Source organism: Kitasatospora sp. NPDC057936 (genome assembly GCF_042887525.1).
Taxonomy (GTDB): Bacteria; Actinomycetota; Actinomycetes; order Streptomycetales; family Streptomycetaceae; genus Kitasatospora.
This window is the reverse complement of the sequence record NZ_JBHVPD010000007.1, coordinates 79055-99182: the sequence shown is the minus strand read 5'-3', so window position 1 is coordinate 99182 and position 20128 is coordinate 79055. Positions and strand designations below refer to the sequence as shown.

At 73.8% G+C, this 20128-nt stretch carries 21 protein-coding genes; 12 read left to right on the top strand and 9 right to left on the bottom strand.

The features are described 5' to 3' along the window. Window positions 1–175 precede the first annotated feature (175 nt). Both ACFVU9_RS06190 and ACFVU9_RS06185 read left to right on the top strand, forming a co-directional pair. Window positions 176–853 (top strand): GAP family protein, encoded by a 678-nt coding sequence (locus ACFVU9_RS06190; protein WP_387590471.1) that lies wholly within the window; start codon window positions 176–178, stop codon window positions 851–853. Window positions 854–1100: 247 nt separating this feature from the next. Next, window positions 1101–2357 (top strand): hypothetical protein, encoded by a 1257-nt coding sequence (locus ACFVU9_RS06185; RefSeq protein ID WP_387590468.1) that lies wholly within the window; start codon window positions 1101–1103, stop codon window positions 2355–2357. 72 nt (window positions 2358–2429) lie between these two features. Here the strand turns inward: ACFVU9_RS06185 and ACFVU9_RS06180 are convergent, their stop codons facing one another. From ACFVU9_RS06180 to ACFVU9_RS06170, 3 genes are all read right to left on the bottom strand, one after another. Further along, the gene (locus ACFVU9_RS06180; RefSeq protein ID WP_380495479.1) at window positions 2430–3137 is read right to left on the bottom strand and encodes a hypothetical protein; all 708 of its coding nucleotides are present in this window, start codon (window positions 3135–3137) and stop codon (window positions 2430–2432) included. After that, entirely contained in the window at window positions 3134–3724 is a 591-nt protein-coding gene (locus ACFVU9_RS06175) for an RNA polymerase sigma factor (protein WP_380439737.1), read from the bottom strand. The genes ACFVU9_RS06180 and ACFVU9_RS06175 overlap by 4 nt, the downstream gene beginning before the upstream one ends. A 291-nt stretch (window positions 3725–4015) precedes the next feature. Then, entirely contained in the window at window positions 4016–4498 is a 483-nt protein-coding gene (locus ACFVU9_RS06170) for a MarR family winged helix-turn-helix transcriptional regulator (protein WP_380439739.1), read from the bottom strand. A 153-nt stretch (window positions 4499–4651) separates the two neighbouring features. Here ACFVU9_RS06170 and ACFVU9_RS06165 point away from each other — a divergent pair, with 153 nt between their 5' ends. Next, a complete protein-coding gene (locus tag ACFVU9_RS06165; RefSeq protein ID WP_359958273.1) occupies window positions 4652–5062 on the top strand; it encodes an organic hydroperoxide resistance protein in 411 nt (136 codons plus the stop codon). Window positions 5063–5189: 127 nt separating this feature from the next. On the opposite strand, the gene ACFVU9_RS06160 is transcribed toward ACFVU9_RS06165, so the two are convergent. Continuing rightward, entirely contained in the window at window positions 5190–5507 is a 318-nt protein-coding gene (locus ACFVU9_RS06160; RefSeq protein WP_380495483.1) for a hypothetical protein, read from the bottom strand. A 152-nt stretch (window positions 5508–5659) separates the two neighbouring features. Between ACFVU9_RS06160 and ACFVU9_RS06155 the strand changes: the two genes are divergently transcribed. Then, window positions 5660–6046, top strand: coding sequence for a hypothetical protein (locus ACFVU9_RS06155; RefSeq protein ID WP_387590462.1), 387 nt, complete (start codon window positions 5660–5662; stop codon window positions 6044–6046). A gap of 30 nt (window positions 6047–6076) precedes the next feature. On the opposite strand, the gene ACFVU9_RS06150 is transcribed toward ACFVU9_RS06155, so the two are convergent. Then, a complete protein-coding gene (locus tag ACFVU9_RS06150) occupies window positions 6077–6727 on the bottom strand; it encodes a beta-glucanase (RefSeq protein ID WP_387590459.1) in 651 nt (216 codons plus the stop codon). Between the two features lie 165 nt (window positions 6728–6892). Further along, the gene (locus ACFVU9_RS06145; protein WP_380439746.1) at window positions 6893–7522 is read right to left on the bottom strand and encodes a CBS domain-containing protein; all 630 of its coding nucleotides are present in this window, start codon (window positions 7520–7522) and stop codon (window positions 6893–6895) included. 317 nt (window positions 7523–7839) lie between these two features. On the opposite strand from ACFVU9_RS06145, the gene ACFVU9_RS06140 reads away from it, so the two are divergent. After that, complete coding sequence (locus ACFVU9_RS06140) at window positions 7840–9717, top strand: hypothetical protein (protein ID WP_387590456.1); 1878 nt, start codon at window positions 7840–7842, stop codon at window positions 9715–9717. Between the two features lie 36 nt (window positions 9718–9753). Here the strand turns inward: ACFVU9_RS06140 and ACFVU9_RS06135 are convergent, their stop codons facing one another. Beyond that, entirely contained in the window at window positions 9754–10941 is a 1188-nt protein-coding gene (locus ACFVU9_RS06135) for an FAD-dependent monooxygenase (RefSeq protein WP_387590453.1), read from the bottom strand. Between the two features lie 111 nt (window positions 10942–11052). Here ACFVU9_RS06135 and ACFVU9_RS06130 point away from each other — a divergent pair, with 111 nt between their 5' ends. Beyond that, window positions 11053–11775 (top strand): TetR/AcrR family transcriptional regulator C-terminal domain-containing protein, encoded by a 723-nt coding sequence (locus tag ACFVU9_RS06130; protein WP_387590450.1) that lies wholly within the window; start codon window positions 11053–11055, stop codon window positions 11773–11775. 44 nt (window positions 11776–11819) lie between these two features. Continuing rightward, the gene (locus ACFVU9_RS06125) at window positions 11820–12806 is read left to right on the top strand and encodes a HEAT repeat domain-containing protein (RefSeq protein ID WP_387590447.1); all 987 of its coding nucleotides are present in this window, start codon (window positions 11820–11822) and stop codon (window positions 12804–12806) included. A 5-nt stretch (window positions 12807–12811) separates the two neighbouring features. Here ACFVU9_RS06125 and ACFVU9_RS06120 read toward each other — a convergent pair whose 3' ends face one another. Next, window positions 12812–13216, bottom strand: coding sequence for a hypothetical protein (locus ACFVU9_RS06120; protein WP_387590444.1), 405 nt, complete (start codon window positions 13214–13216; stop codon window positions 12812–12814). A 185-nt stretch (window positions 13217–13401) separates the two neighbouring features. Here ACFVU9_RS06120 and ACFVU9_RS06115 point away from each other — a divergent pair, with 185 nt between their 5' ends. The 5 genes from ACFVU9_RS06115 to ACFVU9_RS06095 all read left to right on the top strand — a co-directional run bounded on the left by ACFVU9_RS06115 (window position 13402) and on the right by ACFVU9_RS06095 (window position 17916). Then, a complete protein-coding gene (locus ACFVU9_RS06115) occupies window positions 13402–14664 on the top strand; it encodes an ABC transporter substrate-binding protein (RefSeq protein WP_387590441.1) in 1263 nt (420 codons plus the stop codon). Next, window positions 14661–15587, top strand: coding sequence for a carbohydrate ABC transporter permease (locus tag ACFVU9_RS06110; RefSeq protein ID WP_387590438.1), 927 nt, complete (start codon window positions 14661–14663; stop codon window positions 15585–15587). The genes ACFVU9_RS06115 and ACFVU9_RS06110 overlap by 4 nt, the downstream gene beginning before the upstream one ends. Window positions 15588–15619: 32 nt before the next feature. After that, a complete protein-coding gene (locus ACFVU9_RS06105) occupies window positions 15620–16414 on the top strand; it encodes a carbohydrate ABC transporter permease (RefSeq protein WP_387590620.1) in 795 nt (264 codons plus the stop codon). Between the two features lie 3 nt (window positions 16415–16417). Beyond that, on the top strand, window positions 16418–17551 hold the full coding sequence (locus ACFVU9_RS06100) for an ABC transporter ATP-binding protein (RefSeq protein ID WP_387590435.1): 1134 nt from the start codon (window positions 16418–16420) through the stop codon (window positions 17549–17551). A gap of 95 nt (window positions 17552–17646) precedes the next feature. Then, a complete protein-coding gene (locus tag ACFVU9_RS06095; protein WP_380439766.1) occupies window positions 17647–17916 on the top strand; it encodes a GlsB/YeaQ/YmgE family stress response membrane protein in 270 nt (89 codons plus the stop codon). A gap of 32 nt (window positions 17917–17948) precedes the next feature. On the opposite strand, the gene ACFVU9_RS06090 is transcribed toward ACFVU9_RS06095, so the two are convergent. Then, on the bottom strand, window positions 17949–19850 hold the full coding sequence (locus ACFVU9_RS06090) for an amino acid transporter (protein WP_387590432.1): 1902 nt from the start codon (window positions 19848–19850) through the stop codon (window positions 17949–17951). Window positions 19851–20128: the final 278 nt, after the last annotated feature.

Sequence of the window (20128 nt, the reverse complement as noted above, 5' to 3'; positions counted from 1 at the left end):
GCACCGCGTGTGCCACGGCCCTCGGCCGTGTCCGAAGCCGCCCGCGCGTACCCGCGCAAGACGCGTGCCGGCGTCGTGGCGGTGTCGTGCCGACGTCGCGCCGACGTTGTGCCCACGGCGGCCCGGGGCGGACCATGGACGGAGGAGGACCCCGTCGTCCAGAGCGGGAGCGGGGATGGGTGAGGCAGTCGGTGCGATGCTGGCGTCGGCCGCGGGCATCGCGATCGGCCCGCGTCCGCTGATCGCGGCGATCCTCATGCTGGCCGCTCGGCGCGGTCGCGCCAACGCGCTCGCCCTGACGGTGGGCCGGGCGGCCGCCCTGGGTGCGATCGTGGCGGTCGTCGTGACGGCCGTCGTGACGGCCGGCAGCAGGCCGGCCCCCGGCGGCGAGCCCACCTGGTCGTCCTGGCTCAAGCTCGCGCTGGGCACGCTGCTCGTGCTGCTGGCGCTCGGGCAGTGGCGGGACCGGCCGCGCGAGGGCCACGTCAACGCGCCGCCGGGCTGGATGCGCTCGGTGCGCCGCTTCACCGCGGGTCGATCGGCCCGTCTCGGGGCGGCCCTCGCCGCCGCGAGCCCGAAGGACGTCGTCCTGGCCGTCGGCGGCGCCGCCTCCGTCGCCGCGAGCCCGACGAGCGGCGCGGGCAAGGCGGTGGCCGGCACGTTGATGGTGCTCATCGCCTCGCTGTGCACGCTGCTGCCGCTCGCGGTGCACCTCCTGGGCCGCGACGGCTCCGCGCGCACCCTGGGCGAGTGGAAGGCCTGGATGTCCGCCCACCACACCGCGATCACGACGACGGTCCTGGCCGTCCTCGGCACCACCTACCTCGGCGACGCCCTCACCGGCCTCGCCTGAACCCGCGCGAGCCGAGCAGACCCCGCGCGAGCCGGGCAGCCCCCGCGCGAGCCCGCAGCCCCCGCGCGAGCCGAGCAGACCCGCCGTTCCCGAACGACGCCGCTCCCCCAAGAGCCGCGAGGTGGCCCGTATCCACCACTTCGACCGAATGTGCGCGGGTCTGACGGTTGATGACATACTCCTCTGCGCAATACCCGGCGCTGCCGTTACGACGCCGGGCCGACATCCACGGGGGACACGAACGTCCATGTCATCGATACGTCGTACCCAGCGCACCGCGCGCGCCGCCCTCGCGGCGTCCACGCTGACGCTGACGCTCCTCGCCACCTCCGCCTGCGGGCCGGACAACAGCTCCAGTGACGCGGCGGCCACCACGGCCGCGACCGCGGCCGCCACGAGCGCCACGGCCACCGCCGCCGCGAGCGGCAAGGCGCCCGGGCTCGGGCTGCCGGCCAACCTCGACGACCTCAAGAAGTGGAAGACCGCTGACTGGGAGAAGTGGGCCAAGGACTACGCGGCCCCGGCCGTCGCCAAGGGCTACTGGACCGTCGAGAAGCTCCTCGCCGCCAAGCCGGTCGACCAGCTGAAGCCGCCGGCGACCACGCCCACCGGCCAGCCCACCCAGGCCCCGCAGCCGACCGCGCAGCCCACCGGCGCGAGCACCCAGCCGCCCGCCGACGGCGGCAACGACGCCCCGCCGCAGAGCGTCGAGGCCCAGGCGGACGCCCACCCGTACGCCAAGAACCTGGCCGTGTTCGGGAAGATCTTCTTCGACAAGCCCGGCGCCGCGACCCTCGACCCGGGCAAGCTCGGCCAGCACTACGTGTGTTCGGGCACCGTGGTCGCCGACCCGGCGCACCCGGGCAAGAGCAACCTGGTGTGGACCGCCGGGCACTGCGCCCACCAGGGCAAGGGCTCGACGTTCAACGAGAACATCGTCTTCATCCCGGACTTCAACGCGGGCGGCGCCGTCAGCGGCGGCAAGCGTCCGACCGACGTCTCGCAGTACGCGCCGTACGGCGAGTGGGGCGCCGTCAACCACGTGACCTCCCCGGTCTGGGAGGCCGAGGGCGGCGAGGTCGGCCCGGCCGCCCAGTACGACTTCGCGATCCTGCGGGTGAAGCCGGAGAACGACACGGGCAAGTCGCTGGAGGAGACGGTCGGCGGCGCGGTGCCGGTCTGGTTCAACGCCCCGCGCGACCAGCTCAACATCACCAACTACGGCTACCCGGCCGCTCCCCCGTTCGACGGGCTGGAGCTGAACCACTGCCCAGGCGGCAAGCCGTCCCGGATGTCCTTCGACCCGTCGCGCCCGCCGATGCTGGCGATCGGCTGCTCGATGACCGGCGGTTCGAGCGGCGGCGGCTGGCTGTCGACCAAGGACGGCAAGCCGGCCCTGGTCAGCAACGTGTCGGTCGGCAACGACGCGCTGAAGTACCAGGCCGGTCCGTACCTGGACGACGTGGCGGCCGGCCTGTTCGACTTCATCTCCAAGAAGGGCTAGCCACCGGCTGCCCACGGCCATCGGCCCCCGCCCGCCCCCACGTCACGTGCGGGCGGGTGGGGGCCGTCGTCGTCAGCGGATCCGCGCCGGCCCCCTCCCCCGCACCGCCCGCACGCCCAGCCGGCCGTCGTCCGCCCGTGGGCTCACCGCGGCCGGTATCTCCCGGAGCGTCAGCACGATCTCGCCGTCGAAACGTTCCGCCAGCAGCCGCACCAGCTCCGCGGCCCCGTCCGGCCGCACGTCGGGGGCGAGGGCGGGCAGCCGGCCCGGGGCGCTGAGGTCCTGCGCCTGGACGGCCCAGCGGGCCGCGTCGCCGTCCTCGCCCTCGGCCGCGTAGTGCACCGCCAGGCAGTGGACCGCGAGTTGGTCGCCGTACTGCGCGGCGATCCGCCACCAGAACACGGCGTCGGCGGTGCGGTCCATGCCGTAGAGCAGGCAGCCGAGGGTCCGGAAGGCGGCCTTCTCGGCGAGCTCCAGGTCCAGCGCGAGTTCGCACGGCTCGACCGTGCCCGCCACGCCCCAGCACAAGTGCCGCAGGTCGCGCCGGAGTTCCGCGCGCCCCGCGCCGTCCCGGCGGGCCGCGCCGGTGCGGCGGCCGGCGGCCGGGCGGACGGTGCGGTCCCGGCCCGTGCCCGGCCGCTCGGCGGCCGGGCGCCCGCCCTCCGGGCCGTCGGCCGCGAGCCGGTCGGCGAGGCGCCGGGTGAAGTCCGCCGGGTCGTGGTCGCGGAACTCCCTCTCCAGCCCGGCGGAGTCCGCCCGCAGCAGGTCGCCGAGGTTCATTCCGCCGCCCGCCCCTCGCCCGACTCGCCGCCACTGGCGTGCTCCAGCAGGTACTCCAGGTGCCGCCGCCCGAGGCTGTAGTAGGTGCGGGCGGTGGTGTGCGCGATGCCGAGCGCGCGGCCGATGTCCGGGTAGGAGAGGCCCGCCTGCCGCAGCCGGACGACGTCGGCCTGGACCGGGGCGCTGCGCGCGAGTTCGTCCATCGCCCAGTCCAGGGCGTCGAGTTCGGCGAGTTCCTCCAGCTCGTCCTGGCTGGTGTCGGGGCGCCGCTGGGCGATCACCCGGAGCCGCTTGCGCTCGGCGCGGTGGCGCTCGCGCAGGACGTCCACGATCGCGTCCTTGAGGACCTTGAACGCGAAGGCCCGCGGATCGGCGCTGGCCAGGGCCCTGCGCCAGTTCTGGTAGAGCACGGCACCGGCGTTCTGGACGGCGTCCTGCGCGTCCTCGCGGTGGCGCAGCCGCTGCTGCGCGTACCGGAGGTAGCCGGGGTTCTCGCGGGTGAAGAAGGCCTCGAAGTCGGCCGGAAGGCCGTCGAGCGGGTCCGTCCGCACGTCGTGCTCCTCGCCCGGCCCGGGGGTGGTCGGCACGCGCTTCCCCTTTTCGGTGAGTCGGTCGGCCGGCCCACCGGTTGGCACGCCGACGGCCCCGCGGGGGGCTCGTGGTGTAACCGTCCCGGAGCAGCGGGTTGTTGACCCGAAGCGGTGGGCAATAATCGACCGCTTCCGTTCACTTCCGGACACCCGCGCTGACCTGCCGGTTCCGGCCCGTCCGGCCTACCGGCCCGACGAGACAGTGACGCAGATCACACTCAAGGGTTTCGCCGACTTGACCCGCGGCGCGCCAGCCCACTCGGCCGACCGCGCCGGGCCGGGCCGCGCCTACTCGACCGGTTCGACGGCCGCCGAGTCCAGCGCCGCGGTCACCTGGTCCAGCAGGACGCGCAGCGCGGCGAGGTCCTCGACGGGCATCCCGGTCGCGGTGAGCAGCCGGCGCGGCACCTGCCCGGCGCGCTCGCGCAGCGCGACACCCTCCGGGGTGAGCGCGACGGTCACCGACCGCTCGTCCTCCGGGCTGCGCTCGCGGCGCACCAGGCCGGCCGCCTCCAGCCGCTTGAGCAGCGGCGACAGCGTGCCGGAGTCCAGCCGCAGGCGCTCGCCGATCCGCTTGACCGGCAGTTCGCCGTCCTCCCACAGGACGAGCATGACGAGGTACTGCGGGTAGGTGAGCCCGAGGTCCTTGAGCAGCACCCGGTAGACGCCGCCGAAGGCGCGGGAGGCCGCGTTCAGCGAGAAGCAGATCTGCTGGTCGAGGCGGAGCAGGCGCTCGTCCGACGCGGCGGGGTGTCCGGGAGGCGTGGTCATGCACCCATGGTACCGATCGGGTTCACGCGATTTAGTTGTGCGCAATTGAATTGCGTGCTCTACTTGTCATCGGCAGGACGCCGCAGCGGAGCACCGCTGCGGGAGCGAAGCCGGAAGAAGCAGACCAGCAGGAACAGCAGAAGGGAACGCATCATGGACGCGCTCTACACCGCAGCCGCCACCGCGAACGGCCGTGAGGGCCGCGCCGTCAGTTCCGACGGACAGCTGGACCTCGCCCTGGCGATGCCGCCCGCACTCGGCGGCAGCGGACAGGGCACCAACCCGGAGCAGCTGTTCGCGGCCGGCTACGCGGCCTGCTTCGCCAGCGCGCTGGGCCTGGTCGGCCGGCAGGCCCGGGTCGACACCAGCGAGGTCTCGGTGACCGCCGAGGTCTCCATCGGCAAGGACGGCGCCGGCTTCGGCCTCTCCGTCGTGCTGCGCGTCGAGCTGCCCGAGTCGCTCGCGGGCGAGAACGGCGAGCTGCTGGTCAAGCAGGCGCACGAGGTGTGCCCGTACTCCCGCGCCACCCGCGGCAACATCCCGGTCGAGCTCGTCGTCGAGTAGCCGTCCGGCCGCCGCCCCGCCCGATCACCCGATCACGGCAGCGGGCAGCCGCGGCGAACCGCCGCCACGGACCTCCGGGGCCCGCCGCACACCCCCGATGCGGCGGGCCCCGGCCCGTACCCCCGCCTCACCCGCCCGGCCCCGGACCCGGCCCGTTCGCGGACCGCAACGTGTCCAGTCTGAGCCGGTACTCGTCCGCGTCGATCTCCCCGCGGGCGAACCGCTCCGCGAGCAGCTGCTCCGGGGTCGGCCCCGTCATCCCCGCGCGAGGCGCTCCGGCGGCGGCCGCACCCTGCGGCAGCGGCCGGTGCGAGCGCGAGACGTACCGGGACAGGGCGACGGCGGCGAGCACCAGCAGCACCAGGACCAGCAGCATCACGAGCACCATCAGGCCGATGCCCCAGCCGCCCAGCCCGTGGTGCACGTACCCGTGCCAGTGCCTCATCGGGACCTCCTCCTCCGGCCACGGCGGGCCTGTCGAGGTGACTGTCGCCAGTACCACCATCGTGCGCCCGCGGACCCCCGAAGTGCGCTGAGGAAAGCGTGAGAAAACGTTCCGGCGCCACCGGCGCTCCGGGCCGGGGTAGCGTTCGGCCCATGGACCACCACACACCGGCCGGCGAGCGCTCCGCCGAGCAGCTCGTCGCCGCAGGGGTGCTCCGCCGCCACCCGGACGGCCGCCCGCACCCCGCGCTCGGCCACTCGCCGATCTCGTACGTCTCCGCCGCGCTGTGGGCCGAGCTCACCGAGCTCGCCATCGCCCCGGCCGCCGCCGAGGCCACCGCCCGCGCGCTGCTGGACACGATCGCCGCCGACGCCGTGGACGCGGCCCTCGCGCCGGGCAACGAGACCGCCCCGCGCGACGACCTCTACGTGACGCACCCCGCGCACATCGGCCGGCATCGCCGGGTCGTCTGGTTCCAGCGCTCCGGCCCGCGCGGTCCGATCATCGCCACGTTCCCGCCCGAACACCGACCGAGCTGAACGCCCCGAACACCCCGACGGCTCCGGGGCTCATCTCTCCACGGTCAGGCTGTGGCACACCCAGCTGAGCCGGTCCGGCCCGCCGACCGCCGGCCGGTCGTGGTACACCCCGTCCGCCACCGACAGGTTGACGATCAGGTACGCGTGCCAGCCCGCCCCGACCCCGTGCAGGTCGGCGTACACGAGCTCGTCCCCGACGTACCAGTCCACCGAGTGCGCGCCGAACACCACGCGCATCCCGAAGGTCGCGCCCGGGCCGATGCCGCTGCCCTCGCCGTGCCAGTACCGGAACCCGCCGCGGACGTGGTTGGAGACCTCCAGGAGGTCAGGGTGGTCCGGGTGGTACTCGAAGACGTCCACCTCGTTGCCGCCGTCCCGCCAGGTCCAGATCGCCGGCCACGCGCCGACGTCGACGGGCAGCGTGACGAGCGCCAACAGCTCGTCCCCGGTGCGGACCTGGAAGCCCTCGGGACTGCCCTCGGTGGTCAGCAGGCTGCACGTCCACAGCCCGCCCGCGTGCCGGCGGGCAGCCGTGAAAACGCCCCCGGGGCAGTACGAGCGGCTGAGGTAGTCGAGTTTGTGGTCGCTCCGGTTCGTCGGCCCCATCCGGGGATACGCGCTGCTGCGCCCGGCGATCCACTGCCTGGTCGAAGTGAAGTCCGCGTCGAACACGACTGCCACGGCCGCCTCCCCGGTGCTCCGCCGACCCGGCAGTCCTGCCCGCCGGGCACACAGAGTGAGTTACCCGATACGCTCCGCAGTATGCGGAGGTGAACCGGGCTATCCGGGCCCTTCCCACGGGCACCGTCAACTCCAGCTTTCCCACCCGGAGTTGACGGCGAACCATCAACCGACGACGGCTGTCGCGCCCCCGGAGTCGAGCCGGTCGGTCACCGACACCACGCCGTCCACCGAGCGGCACAGGTTCAGCACGATCGGCACGAGGTGCGGCTCCGGCACGGTGCCGCTGAGCACCACCCGGCCCTGGTCCACCTCCACGCCGATCTCGGCCGGGCTGACGCCGTCGATCCGCCCGAGCACCTCCTCGACGATCTCGCGCCGGATCACCCGGTCCTCGCGCAGGAACACCCGCAGGAGGTCCCCGCGGCTCACCATGCCGATCACGCGGCCGTCCTCGTCCAGCACCGGCAGGCGCTTCAGCCCGTGCCGGCTCATCAGCCGGGCCGCCGCGACGACGCTGGTGCCGGGCGTGGTGCAGACCGGCTGCGTCGTCATCAGGTCCGCCGCCGTGACGGTGCCGCCGGGCCCCGCCTGCGCCGACTCCGGGGCCGGCAACAGGCTGCCCGTGTCCTCCTGGGCGGCGAGGGTGCGCAGCAGGTCCGCCTCGGAAACGACGCCCAGCGGCCGGCCGTCGGCGTCGACCACCGGCACGCCGGTGATGTCGTAGTCGGTCAGCAGCGCGACGATCTCCCGGAAGCCGGTCTCGGGCGCGACCCGGACCACCGGGCTGGTCATCACTGATTCGACGGTGGCATGCCGCAACGCAGGTTCACCTCGTCCAACGGGTTCCTCCGGACGGTTCCTTCCGGCCGGTACCCGCAGCATGGCCCCCGACGGCGGCGATCGCCAGGGGCCAAGGGGCCGAACGGGTGGGACCTACGGCCCCCGGTCCGAACGCGGTGCCGACAGCGGAGGGCCGGGCCCTCGTCCCGGGCCCCGCGCACCGGTCCGCCTGCCCGAACGGCGATCCGCCGGCCCGAACGGCGCAACCATCACATGATCGACTCGTTGGACCGTCCACCACGACACGATCATGCTCCGGGGAGGGCCCGTTGGCAGGACCGACAGACACCGCCGCGCAGCCGTCCCGGCACCCGGTGGCCCAGGCCGAGGCCGCCCTGGTGCGCCACTACCGGCGGCTGGCCCGGCTCGCCTACCTCGCCCTGCCCGCCGACCGCGACCGGCACAGCCGGGTGCTCGCCGCACACGCCGCCGTCCAGCGCGCGCTGCCGTCCCGCTGGACCCGCCGCTCCGGTCCGGCGGACGGCGTCGACGACGGCCCCGTCTACGGCGAGCTCCGCCACCGCGTCCTGCTCGCCGCCCTGCGCCCGCACCCCGCCCACCGGCTGCTGGCACCCCGCGCGTGGGGACTGCGGCTGTTCACCCCGCACGGCGACGAGGCGGACGCGGAGCTGGACCGGGCGCTCGCCGGGCTCGCCGCGCCGGCGCGGGTGGCGTTCGCCCTGCGCGCGGTCGAGGAGCTCACGCCGGAGCGCGTGGCGGAGGTCCTGCGCCGTGCGGGAGTCGAGCGCCCGGAGGACGCGATCGAGGCCGTTGCCTGCCTGCGCGCGGACACGGAACCGCCCGCCTTCGACCCGTGCGCCGTCCGCGTCCAGGCCACCGACCTGCTGCGCCGTCGCCGCGCCCGCACCGCCGCACTCGCCGTGGCCGTCCTCGGCCTCACCACCACCGCGGCCGTCCTCGGCGGCGGCTCCGGCGTCACCCCGCCGAGCCGCCCGCTGGTCGTCGCCCCGGCCGGCTCGGTCGTCGACCCGGCCAAGCTCGGCCACGTCCCGGCCGACCAGTGGCAGCACACCGCCCGGCTCGACTTCACCGCCTGGCCCGCGCGCGGCGACCGCCGCGACGACGACGCCCTGCTCGGCCGCGCCCTCGCCGCCTGGACCCACCCCGGCGCCCGGACCCGCGTCGAGCCCGGCGCCGACGCCACCCCGCCCGCCACCACGCCGAGCCTGCTGTTCGCCGGCACGGTGGACGGCACCGCCGTCGTCGTCCTGTACGACGGCCCGCACCTCGCCCGCTACACCGACGGCCCCGGCGGCGGCCTGGACCTCGCCCGCGCCGACGACTCCGACGTGACGACGGCGGGCGCCGTCGTGCTGCGCCGCCAGGGCACCACCGCCCGCTACCTCCTGGCCCCCTGGGTGGACGCCGCCGAGACCCGACGGATCGACCAACCCGACGCCCCCGCACGCGCGTTGGACCACCCGGACGGCATCACCGCGGCGGCGCCGACCGGCGCCCTCTCCGATTGCCAGGGTGCCACCGTGCTCCAGCTGCACTCCTCCCCCGTGGTCGCCGAGAAGCACACCTTCCTCCTCGCCGACGTCGGCGGCCTCGTGCCCGCCCACCTCACCTACACCCCGCCGCCCGCCCAGGGCACCCCCACCCCCACCGGCGGCCCCGGCCCTGCGCGCGCACCGCGCGAGGCCACCGGGCCGGACGCGCTCGTCGCCTGGGCGCACGGCGGGTGTGCCGTCCCGGACGCCACACCCGGTGTCAAACAGCTCGAACTCTGGGCGTTCGCCGTCCAGCCCCTGCCGCAGAACGCGGGCACCGCGGCCTGGACGTGCCTGCGCGCCGACCGCTGGAACGGCGACGGCAGCGCCGCCACCACCGTCCTGCTGCCCTCCGCCCGCGGCCCCCAGCGCACCGGCGGCGGCCAGGGCCGGGCGTGCAGCCGCTTCGAGCAGGACACCGTCGGCTCCACGTGGTGGCGCTCCCCGCAGGGCACCGAGTTCCTCCTCGCCGCCGGCAGCCGCCGCGTCACCCGGCTCACCGTCAAGGGCCCCGACTGGTCCGCCGACCGCCCCGCCCCGGACCACACCCTCGCCCTCGAACGCCCGGCCCCCACGACCGCCCAGGTCGAAGCCGTCCTGGACAACGGCGCCCGCATCACACCACTGCGCTGACCGCCCCTCCGCTGACCGCCCTTCCGCCGGCCGACCTCAGCGCCCGACCGCCGACTCGGCCTCGTAGTCCGGCAGCTCGACACTGCTCACCTGCTTTCCCAGCGCCAGCATCCGGTCCAGCACCCACCGCCGGTTCAGCAGCGCGTTGCGCACTCGCAGGCCGGCGGCGGTGCGCGGCGCCAGGAACGGGCCGGTGCGGTCCCCGCCCTTCTGGCACCCCTGGGCATAGCCGCGCAGCAGGCGCTCGTAGCGGGCGAAGGCGGTGCAGTGGTCGCCGCGCGCCCGGGCCAGCTCGCCCGCGAGGACGTACGCGGCCACGACGGCGGTGCCGGTGCCCATCCCGCCGATGGTGGCGCCGCAGGCCGCGTCGCCGAGCAGGCCGATCCGCCCGGTCGACCACGCGGGGACGTCGGCCCGGCTGATCGAGTCGAAGTACAGCTCGGGCGCGGCCCGTAGGCTCTCCAGGAGCCGGGGCACCTCCCAGCCCAGGCCGTCGAACGCGGACCGGACGAATTCCTTCTGCTGCCCCGGGTCGTGGCGGTCGTGGACGAGCTCGGGGGACGCGAAGAGGAAGAAGGCGCCGGCCCGGGTCGGGTCGCGGTGGTCGGCACCGACCGCGGCGAGCCGGCCGGGCACGTTCAGCCCGACCGAACCGGGCGCCAGGCCGGTGTCGTTGGGCAACTGCCAGGTGGCCGCGTAGTAGCCGAGGTGGCGGACGTACCGATCCTCGGGGCCGAAAGCGAGGCGCCGGACGGTGGAGTGCAGCCCATCGGCCCCGATCACCAGGTCGAACTCGCGCTCCGCGCCGCGCCGGAAGGCCACCCGGACTCCGTTCGGCGTCTCCTCCAGCGCGGTGATCGAGTCCCCGAAGACGTACTCGGCGCGGTCGGAGCTGCGCCGGTGCAGCAGTTGGGCCAGCTCACCGCGCGGGACCTCCACGTCGCCGCCAGCGAACTCGGCGGGCAGGTGGAGGAGCCTGCGCCCGTCCGGGCCGACGAAGGTGATCGGACTGCCACCGGTGCCGAGCGCGCGCAGCTCGTCGAGCACGCCCATCCGTTCCAGCACGGTCAGGTGGGTCGCGCCACGGAAGTCGACGTCCTGCCCGCCGCCGCGCAGCGCGGGGGCCAGCTCGACGACGGTGACGTCGAAGCCGTACCGGCCGAGCCAGTGGGCGAGGGCAGGGCCGGCGATGCTCGCGCCCGAGATCAGGACCTTGGTGCTCACGGGAAACCACTCCGTCCGGAACGAGTCCACAACTGCGTCCATCAGACACAGTTACATTGCTGTGTACGGTAGACACAGTTGATTCCGGACGCAAGAGCCCGAGGAGCGGACGTGGCGGCAGACGTGGACGAGCCGGCGAACGAGACCGTCCGGCTCCTCTGGGGCCCGCCGGCCAAGCCCACGCGCGGGCCGAAGCCGGCCCTCAGCCTGGAGCGGATCGCCGCGGCGGGCATCGAGGTCGCGGACACGGAAGGCCTCGGCGCCGTCTCGATGCAGCGCGTCGCCGGACTGCTCGACTACACGAAGATGGCGCTCTACCGGTACGTCCCCGGCAAGGCCGAACTCGTCGCACTGATGGTCGAGTTCGCTGTGGCCGAGCCGCCGGCCGGACCGGCGGACGGTCACTGGCGGGACCACCTCGCCACCTGGGCGCGGGAGTTGACACGGTCGTTCGTCGCCCACCCGTGGCTGCTCGACGCCACCGTCGGACCCCGCGTGATGGGCCCGAAAGAACTCGCCTGGCTGGAGCGGGTCGTGTCCGCCCTGGACGGCCACGGTCTGACCGGCGCCGAGCGCATGGACGCCGCCGTCCTGCTCGCCGGACACGTCCGCGGCATCGTCCAGCAGGCGCGCGCCGCCGGGGCGGAGGGCTCCCCCGAGGCCCGACTCCTGACCATCCTGGGCGGGCTGGTCCAGCAGCATGCCGACGACTACCCCGCCCTCGCCGCCGCGATGGCCGAACCGGGCGGCCGGGACAACGCCCTGGACTTCGGCCTCGCCCGGATCCTGGACGGCCTGGCGGCCCTGATCGAGCAACGCGCCGCCCGGCCGTAAATCCATTCGAAGCGGCCGGGGAGCGGTCGCTACGATGCCGCCCCATGGCGATGTTCGTGCACCTGACCTCGACCGCGGACGCACCGCGGGTCCGCCGCGCAGGCATCCGGGCCGACAGCCGCGGCCAGGGCGGCGCGCGCGGCGTGTACTGCTTCCCCGTCCTGCCCTCGTACACCCTGACCCACCAGTGGCTGCGCGAGCTGGCCCGGTTCGGCAGGCCGGGCGGGCTCGTCGCGGTGCACGTCCGCCTGCCCGACGACGAACCGGTCCTGGCCGGCCACTACCGGGACCGCGCCAAGGACGCCCAGCTCCCGATGACGGCCGCCGAGGCCGTGCACCGGATCCGCGCGCTGCCGGACCCGCGCGGCTGGGAGGTCTTCCTCTCCCGCGCCGTGGCCTCCCGCGAGATCCACCGGATCCGCACCGCCCCGCAGGTCACCGGCTGGCGCTACGTCCCGGACGCCCACGGCACCCGCCCCTGCACGTGCTACGGGTGCCGGGTCCTCGGCGGGTACGGCAGCCGCCGCCTGCGCGAACGCAATCCGCACCCCCTGGACGGCCCGCCCCCACCCGCACGCGTCCTCCTCGCCCGCATCGACGCCGCCGGCACCCCGGGAGACCCCGCCCGGCTCCGCGACACCCTCCACTGGTTCTCCCTGCGCCGCCGGGGCCCCGTCGAGCGCGTGGCCCACCTGGCCGACCACCCCGCCCCCGAAGTCCGCCAAGCCCTCGTCCAGGCCCTCAACGCCTGGTCCACGCCCGGCGCGCGCGGGCTCGTCACCGCCCTGGCCGCCGACCCCCACCCCGACGTCCGCGAAGCAGTCGCATGGGCCGCCTACAACTGGTCCACCCCCGGCACGCGCGAACTCCTCACCACTCTGGCCGCCGACCCCCACCCCGACGTCCGCGAAGCAGTCGCATGGGCCGCCTACAACTGGTCCACCCCCGGCACGCGCGAACTCCTCACCACTCTGGCCGCCGACCCCCACCCCGACGTCCGCGCGGCGGCCGAGGCGGCCCTGGAGGACTGAACCCGTCAGTAGCCCTCCCGCACCTCGAAGGTCCCGCCACTCCAGTAGACGGACGGTTCGTCGGCGTCGCTCGGCCAGTCGCTCTGCAGGTAGCGGCGGCCGCGGCCCAGGGCGCCGGCCTGGTGCGGGGTCAGGCGGCCCTCCATCAGGTCGGCGGCCTCGGCGTCCGTGATGGGGAGCACGGTCCGGTACTGGGCGTCGTTGGAGGCAGCCCAGTCGACGTACTCGGTGAAGACACTCACGAAGGCCTGCGAGCAGAGCTCGCAGCGCTTGACGGAGACGATGAAGTGCGAGTCGTCCTGGATCATCTTCTCGATCCGGACCCCGCTGTAGCTGTAGTGGTGCTCCCGCGCCACCAGCGCGTCCTCGGCGCAGCACGCCTCACACCCGAAAGTCGCGAACTCCGTCATGCCGGCCCCCGTGAACGCTCGACCCGTTGGGGGCACATCGTACTCAGCGGGGCGCGCGCACTGCCGCCGCGCAACCGCCGGTCGGCGCCACGGCCGCGAAGTCCTCGTCCGTGCACGTCCGTTGCCCTAGCGTGGCGGGACGCGCGCCGTCGAGCCCGGGGTCGTCCGGGAGTTCCGGGAGTGACATGCCGAAACGCCGTTGCCCACGGCCGCAGTTGGTGCTGCTCGCGTTCCTGCTGACCGCCTGCGGCGGCACCGGAAGCGCCACCACCGGCCCGGCGACGCTCGACTGGTACAACTTCCCCGACGACTCCGGCGCCCTCCAACAGGCCGCCGACGCCTGCAGCCGGGCCTCCGGCGGGCGCTACACGATCCGGTACGACAAGCTCCCGCGCACCGCCGACGGCCAGCGCCAGCAGCTCGTCCGCCGGCTCGCCGCGCACGACGCGGGCGTGGACATCATGGGGCTGGACGTCACGTGGGCCCCGGAGTTCGCGGAGGCGGGCTGGATCCGCGAGTGGACGGGTGCGCAGAAGGACGAGGTCACCGCCGACACCCTCCCCGCCGCACTGGAGACGGCCACCTGGAAGGACCGCCTCTACGCCGCGCCGTACAACTCCAACACCCAGCTCCTCTGGTACCGCGACGACCTGACCCCCACCCCGCCCCGAACGTGGACCGAGCTGCTCGCGCAGGCGGACGCCCTCGCCAAGCAGGGCAAGCCGCACTACGTCGAGGTGCAGGGCGCCCAGTACGAGGGCCTGACCGTCTGGTTCAACACCCTCGTGAGCAGCGCCGGCGGCTCGGTGCTCACCCCCGACGCGAGCGCGCCGGCGCTCGGGCCGCCCGCCGTCACCGCGGCCGGCGTCATCCGCGACCTCGCCCGCTCCCCCGCCGCCGACCCGTCGCTCGCCAACCAGATGGAGGACCAGGACCGGCTCGCCCTGGAGTCCGGCACGGCGGCCTTCGAGGTCAACTACCCGTTCGTCTACCCGGCGATGAAGGCCGACCGCCCCGACCTGTTCCCCCACTTCCGCTGGGCGCCCTACCCCGCCGTCACCCCGGACCGCCCGGCCGCCGTCACGATCGGCGGCATCGACCTCGCCGTCGGCGCCTACGGCCACCACCCGGACCTCGCCCACGAGGCGACGCTCTGCCTGCGCAACCGCGACAACCAGCTCGTCAACGCGCTCAAGGGTGGCCTGCCGCCCTCCCTCCGGAGCCTGTACACCGCGCGGGAGCTGACCGACAGCTACCCCTTCGCCGCCGACGTCCTCACCGCCCTCGACAACGCCTCGCTGCGCCCGCGGACGCCCGCCTACCAGAACGTCTCGATCGCGATCGCCCACGCGCTGTCGCCGCCGTCCGCCGTGGACCCGGAACGCACCGTCGCCGACCTGTCCGGCCAGATCAAGGACGCACTCGGCTCGAAGGGGCTGATCCCGTGACCGCACCGCCGCCCGCCGCACCGACGCCCGCCGCGGCCAAGGCGTCCGCCGGCTCCCGCGAGGAGCGCCGCCTCGGCTGGCTGCTGTGCGCCCCGGCCGTCCTCGTGATGGCGGCGGTCACGGCCTACCCGGTCGGCTACGCCGTCTACCTCTCGCTCCAGCGCTACGACCTGCGCTTCCCGCAGCACGCCCGCTTCGTCTGGCTCGACAACTACGCCGCCGTGCTGTCGAGTCCGTACTGGTGGCAGGCGCTGTGGGTGACGGTCGTGATCACCGTCGTCTCGGTGACGGTCGAGCTCGCGCTCGGCCTCGCGCTCGCCCTGGTGATGCACCGGACGGTCCTGTGGCGGGGCACCGTCCGCACCGCCGTCCTGGTGCCGTACGGCATCGTGACGGTCGTCGCCGCGTACTCGTGGCAGTACGCCTGGACGCCGGGCACCGGCTACCTGGCCGCCCTGCTGCCGGCGGGCAGCGCGCCGCTCACCGACCACTGGCAGGCGATCGGTCTGATCATCCTCGCGGAGGTGTGGAAGACGACGCCGTTCATGGCGCTCCTGCTGCTCGCGGGCCTCGCCCTGGTGCCCGAGGAGACGCTGCGCGCCGCCCAGGTGGACGGCGCGGGCCCGGCACAGCGCCTGCGCCTCGTCGTCCTGCCGCTGATGAAGCCGGCGATCCTCGTGGCGCTGCTGTTCCGCACGCTCGACGCGTTCCGCGTCTTCGACGACATCTACGTGCTGACCGGCGGCTCCGACAACACCGGCTCGGTCTCGATCCTCGGGTACGACAACCTGTTCACCGCCCTCAACCTCGGCATCGGCTCGGCGATCTCGGTCCTCGTCTTCCTGTGCGTGGCGGCCATCGCCCTCGTCTTCGTCACGGTGTTCGGCGCGGCGGCGCCGGGCGCCGGGGAGGACCGCCGGTGAACGCCGACACCCGCCGCCGGTCCGCGTGGACGATCGTCAACGCCGTCGTCGTGCTCTACGCGCTGTTCCCGGTCTGGTGGATCGCCGCGCTCTCCATCAAGGATCCGAGCACCCTCACCGACGGTGACTTCGTGCCCCGCCGCTGGACGCTGGAGAACTACCGCGGCATCTTCCGCACCTCCGAGTTCACCCGCGCGCTGCTCAACTCGGTCGGCATCGCCGTCATCGCGACCACCGTCGCCGTCGTGCTCGGCACCATGGCCGCCTACGCCGTCGCCCGGCTGCGCTTCCCCGGCAAGCGGCTGCTGATCGGCATGTCGCTGCTGATCGCGATGTTCCCGCCGATCTCGCTGGTGTCCCCGCTCTTCGACATCGAGCGCGTGCTGGGCCTGTTCGACACCTGGCCCGGTCTGATCATCCCGTACACGACCTTCTCGCTGCCGCTGGCGATCTACACCCTCTCCGCGTTCTTCCGGGAGATCCCGTGGGACCTGGAGAAGGCGGCCCGGGTCGACGGCGCCACGCCGTGGCAGGCGTTCCGGCTGGTCATCGCCCCGCTGGCGGCGCCCGGGGTGTTCACCACGGCGATCCTCGTCTTCATCTTCTGCTGGAACGACTTCCTGTTCGCGATCTCGCTCACCTCCACCCGCGCCGCGCGGACCGTCCCGGCGGCGATCGCGTTCTTCACCGGCAGCTCGCAGTTCCAGCAGCCGACCGGGTCGATCGCCGCGGCGGCCATGGTGATCACCGTCCCGATCGTGGTCTTCGTGCTGCTGTTCCAGCGGCGCATCGTGGCCGGCCTGACCGCCGGCGCAGTGAAGGGGTGACGGATGGCCGAGCTCGTCCTGGACGGACTCACCAAGCACTACCCGGACGGCGCGGTCGCCGTGCGGGGCGTCGATCTGACCATCGCGGACGGGGAGTTCGTGATCCTGGTCGGCCCGTCCGGGTGCGGCAAGTCCACCACCCTCAACATGATCGCGGGCCTGGAGGACATCACCGCGGGCACCCTGCGGATCGGCGGCCGGGTCGTCAACGACCTCGCGCCGAAGGACCGGGACATCGCCATGGTGTTCCAGAGCTACGCCCTCTACCCGCACATGACGGTGCGTCAGAACATGGGATTCGCCCTGCGGCTGGCCAGGGCGGACAAGGCGGAGATCGCCCGCAAGGTCGAGGAGGCCGCCCGCGTCCTCGACCTCACCGAGCACCTGGAGCGCCGCCCGGCACAGCTGTCCGGCGGACAGCGCCAGCGGGTCGCGATGGGCCGGGCGATCGTCCGCGCGCCGAAGGCCTTCCTGATGGACGAGCCGCTGTCCAACCTGGACGCCCAGCTGCGGGTGCAGATGCGCACCCAGATCTCCCGCCTCCAGCGCCGCCTCGGCACCACGACGGTCTACGTCACCCACGACCAGGTCGAGGCGATGACGCTGGGCGACCGCGTCGTGGTGATGCGCGGCGGCGTCGTCCAGCAGGTCGGCCCACCGCAGGAGCTCTACGACCGCCCGGTGAACCTGTTCGTCGCCGGCTTCATCGGCTCGCCCGCCATGAACGTCCTGGACGCGACCCTGGAGGAGGGTGCGCTGCGCACCGCGCTGGGCGAGCTGCCCCTCGACGACCGGCTGCGGCGGCGGCTGGAGGAGGCCGACGCGCCGCGCCGAGTGGTCGTGGGCATCCGCCCCGAGCACTTCGAGGACGCGGCGCTGCTGGAGCAGCGGCGCGGCGGGCGGACGGTGACGGTGGGCGTCGAGGTGCTGGAGTCGGTCGGTTCTGACGTGTTCGTGCACTTCACCGCGCGGAACGGTGCCGGTTCGGGCGCCGACGCCGGCCCCGAGGTGGTGGCCCGGATCGGCACCGCCACGCGGGCCGCCGAGGGCCGCCCGCTGGAGCTGTGGGTGGACACCGCCCGGATGCACGTCTTCGACCCCGGCACGGGCGCCGCGCTCACCTCGGCGGCCCGCTGACCAGCGGCGCGGCCCGCCGAGGTGCCCGTCCGGCCGAATCGGGCGATCATGGGACGGACCCCGACGGGGCGGCCCCGCCCGAAAGGTGGACTGCGATGTTCCAGCTCCTGTGGATTCTGCTCATCGGCTTCGTCCTGGGCGTGCTGGCCAAGCTCATCCTGCGCGGGCCGCAGTCGATCCCGTGGTGGCTGACGATGCTGCTCGGTGCCGCCGGCGCCTGGCTCGGCAACGCGGTCTCCGGCTGGGTCGGCGTGCGCCACACGTCGGGCATCGACTGGATCCGGCACATCCTCCAACTGGCTTTCGCGGTGGCGCTGGTGGCCTTCGTCGCACCGGCCTGGTCCAAGTCCCGGCCGAACCGTTAGGGGCTTCATCCGGCTCCCGGCCGAGCGGCCCGTCAGCCGACATGCACGGCCGGGCGGCGGCTGCGGTCGGGCTCGGCCTCGCGCAGCACCTCGCGGGTGACCGGCGCGATCTCGCCCTGCCCGAGCAGGAAGAACCGCAGGAACTGGGCGAAGGGGTTGCCCTCCGTCCACTCGAAGTAGATGTGCGGCTGCTGCCCGGTCAGGTCCCTGACCCGGAGCAGCAGCGCCGCCAGCGCGTTCGGCACGCTGGAGCTCTCCAGCGCGAGCACCCGGTAGCGCTCGTGCAGCACCTCGCCGTGGACGGTCAGTTCGGCCTCGAAGTCGGACGGGTCGAGCACGGTGACCTCGACGAAGACGAGGTCGTCCTCGGCCGGGATGTCGTTGTCGGCGCGGATCTGGCGGATCTTGTCCCGGTACTCGGCGAGGTCGCGGCTGTTCGGCTCGTTGGCGATCAGCCGCAGCGGCCGGTGGGTGTAGTCGCGCACGAAGCGCTCGGCCGTCTCGTCCAGGACGACGTCGGTGACGCGCAGTTCGAAGGCGCGCTTGAGCCGGGAGAGGAAGGAGACCAGCATGATCCCGGCGATGAAGCAGGCGCCGATCTTCACGCCGTCGGACCGTTCGACGACGTTGACGACCGTGGTGTAGAGGAAGACCGCGGCGATCACCGCGAAGATGACGGTCCAGCGCTTCTCCCTGGCCTTGCGGGCGGCGATGGTGACGGCGACGGCGGCGGAGCTGATCAGCACCAGCACGCCGGTCGCGTAGGCGCCGCCCTGCGCGTCGACGTTGGCGTCGAAGATCCAGGTCACGAGGAAGGCGATCAGGGTGAGCACGATGACCGTCGGCCGCACGGCGCGCGCCCAGTGCGGGGCCATGCCGTAGCGGGGCAGGTAGCGCGGCATGAGGTTCAGCAGCCCGGCCATCGCGGAGGCGCCGGCGAACCAGAGGATGGCGATGGTCGACAGGTCGTAGACGCTGCCGAAGGCGCTGCCCAGGTTCTCGTGGGCGAGGTAGGCGAGCGCCCGCCCGTTGGCCGGGCCGCCGGTCTTGAAGGCGTCCTTCGGGATGAGCAGGGTCGTGATGAGGCTCGTGGTGATGAGGAAGACGCTCATGATCACGGCCGCGGTGGTGAGCAGCTTGCGGGCGCCGCGGATCCGCCCGGTCGGCTTCTCCTCGGTGTCGTCCGGGTCGCCCTCGATGTGGGGCATCACGGCGACGCCGGTCTCGAACCCGGAGAGGCCGAGGGCGAGTTTGGGGAAGACGATGAGCGCCACGCCGATCATCGCGAAGGCGTTGCCGTGCTCGGCGGTCAGCCCGTCGGTCCAGTCGCCGAACACGTGCGGGGTCTTGAACAGGTGCCAGATGCCGTTGACGACGACCACGACGTTGAGCGCGAGGTAGACGGCGACGAGCACGACGGCCAGGCCGATCGCCTCGCTGAAGCCCTTGAGGAACACCGCGCCGAGCAGGGCCACCAGGATCAACGTGAGCAGCACCTGCTTGCCGGACAGGGCGCTGTGCAGGTGGGGGTTCTCGATCAGGTGCGCGGTGGCGTCGGCGGCCGACAGCGTGATGGTGATCATGAAGTCGGTGGCGGCGAAGCCGAGCAGTGTCAGCACGAAGAGCTTGCCCTGCCAGAACGACAGCAGCCGTTCCAGCATGGCGATCGAGCCCTCGCCGTGCGGGCTCTCGACGGCCACCCGGCGGTAGACCGGCAGCGCGCCGCAGAGGGTGACGAGCACCAGCACGACCGTCGCGACCGGCGAGAGCAGGCCGGCGGCGAGGGCCGCGATGCCGGGCTGGTAGCCGAGGGTGGAGAAGTAGTCGAGGCCGGTCAGGCACATGACGCGCCACCAGGCCGCGCCCTTCTCGTGCGGGGCCTGCGCGTGCGGCCCGGGATGCTGCTTGGCCATGTCCGCCAGGCCTTCCAGCATCCAGGCCCGGAACCTCGTGCCGCGTGTCGGAGGGGCCACCCCCGGGTCGGCCGTACCCGACGAAACCACGTACACCCCTGTCCATGACTCGTGTCGATGTGTCGATGACGCGGCCGGGCCGCCACGGCTCCTGACCCCCTGGCCGCCGGGCGGACGGCCCGGTCAGGCTAAGGGACCGGATCGGCGCCGCAGGGGAACCGCGCGACCGGACGCGCCGGGGAGCCCCCGGACGGCCCTCTCCGGTGGCGCACGGGCGCGGGACGTGCGGCGAGGGCGCG

Bases quoted from the DNA above. Each gene is read 5' to 3' on its own strand.
- ACFVU9_RS06180 (WP_380495479.1), bottom strand. From the start codon at position 3,137: ATGAACCTCGGCGACCTGCTGCGGGCGGACTCCGCCGGGCTGGAGAGG.
- ACFVU9_RS06100 (WP_387590435.1), top strand. From the start codon at position 16,418: ATGGCCGAGCTCGTCCTGGACGGACTCACCAAGCACTACCCGGACGGC.
- ACFVU9_RS06185 (WP_387590468.1), top strand. From the start codon at position 1,101: ATGTCATCGATACGTCGTACCCAGCGCACCGCGCGCGCCGCCCTCGCG.
- ACFVU9_RS06155 (WP_387590462.1), top strand. From the start codon at position 5,660: ATGGACCACCACACACCGGCCGGCGAGCGCTCCGCCGAGCAGCTCGTC.
- ACFVU9_RS06165 (WP_359958273.1), top strand. From the start codon at position 4,652: ATGGACGCGCTCTACACCGCAGCCGCCACCGCGAACGGCCGTGAGGGC.
- ACFVU9_RS06115 (WP_387590441.1), top strand. From the start codon at position 13,402: ATGCCGAAACGCCGTTGCCCACGGCCGCAGTTGGTGCTGCTCGCGTTC.
- ACFVU9_RS06145 (WP_380439746.1), bottom strand. From the start codon at position 7,522: ATGACCAGCCCGGTGGTCCGGGTCGCGCCCGAGACCGGCTTCCGGGAG.
- ACFVU9_RS06160 (WP_380495483.1), bottom strand. From the start codon at position 5,507: ATGAGGCACTGGCACGGGTACGTGCACCACGGGCTGGGCGGCTGGGGC.
- ACFVU9_RS06170 (WP_380439739.1), bottom strand. From the start codon at position 4,498: ATGACCACGCCTCCCGGACACCCCGCCGCGTCGGACGAGCGCCTGCTC.
- ACFVU9_RS06090 (WP_387590432.1), bottom strand. From the start codon at position 19,850: ATGCTGGAAGGCCTGGCGGACATGGCCAAGCAGCATCCCGGGCCGCAC.
- ACFVU9_RS06095 (WP_380439766.1), top strand. From the start codon at position 17,647: ATGTTCCAGCTCCTGTGGATTCTGCTCATCGGCTTCGTCCTGGGCGTG.
- ACFVU9_RS06125 (WP_387590447.1), top strand. From the start codon at position 11,820: ATGGCGATGTTCGTGCACCTGACCTCGACCGCGGACGCACCGCGGGTC.
- ACFVU9_RS06190 (WP_387590471.1), top strand. From the start codon at position 176: ATGGGTGAGGCAGTCGGTGCGATGCTGGCGTCGGCCGCGGGCATCGCG.
- ACFVU9_RS06120 (WP_387590444.1), bottom strand. From the start codon at position 13,216: ATGACGGAGTTCGCGACTTTCGGGTGTGAGGCGTGCTGCGCCGAGGAC.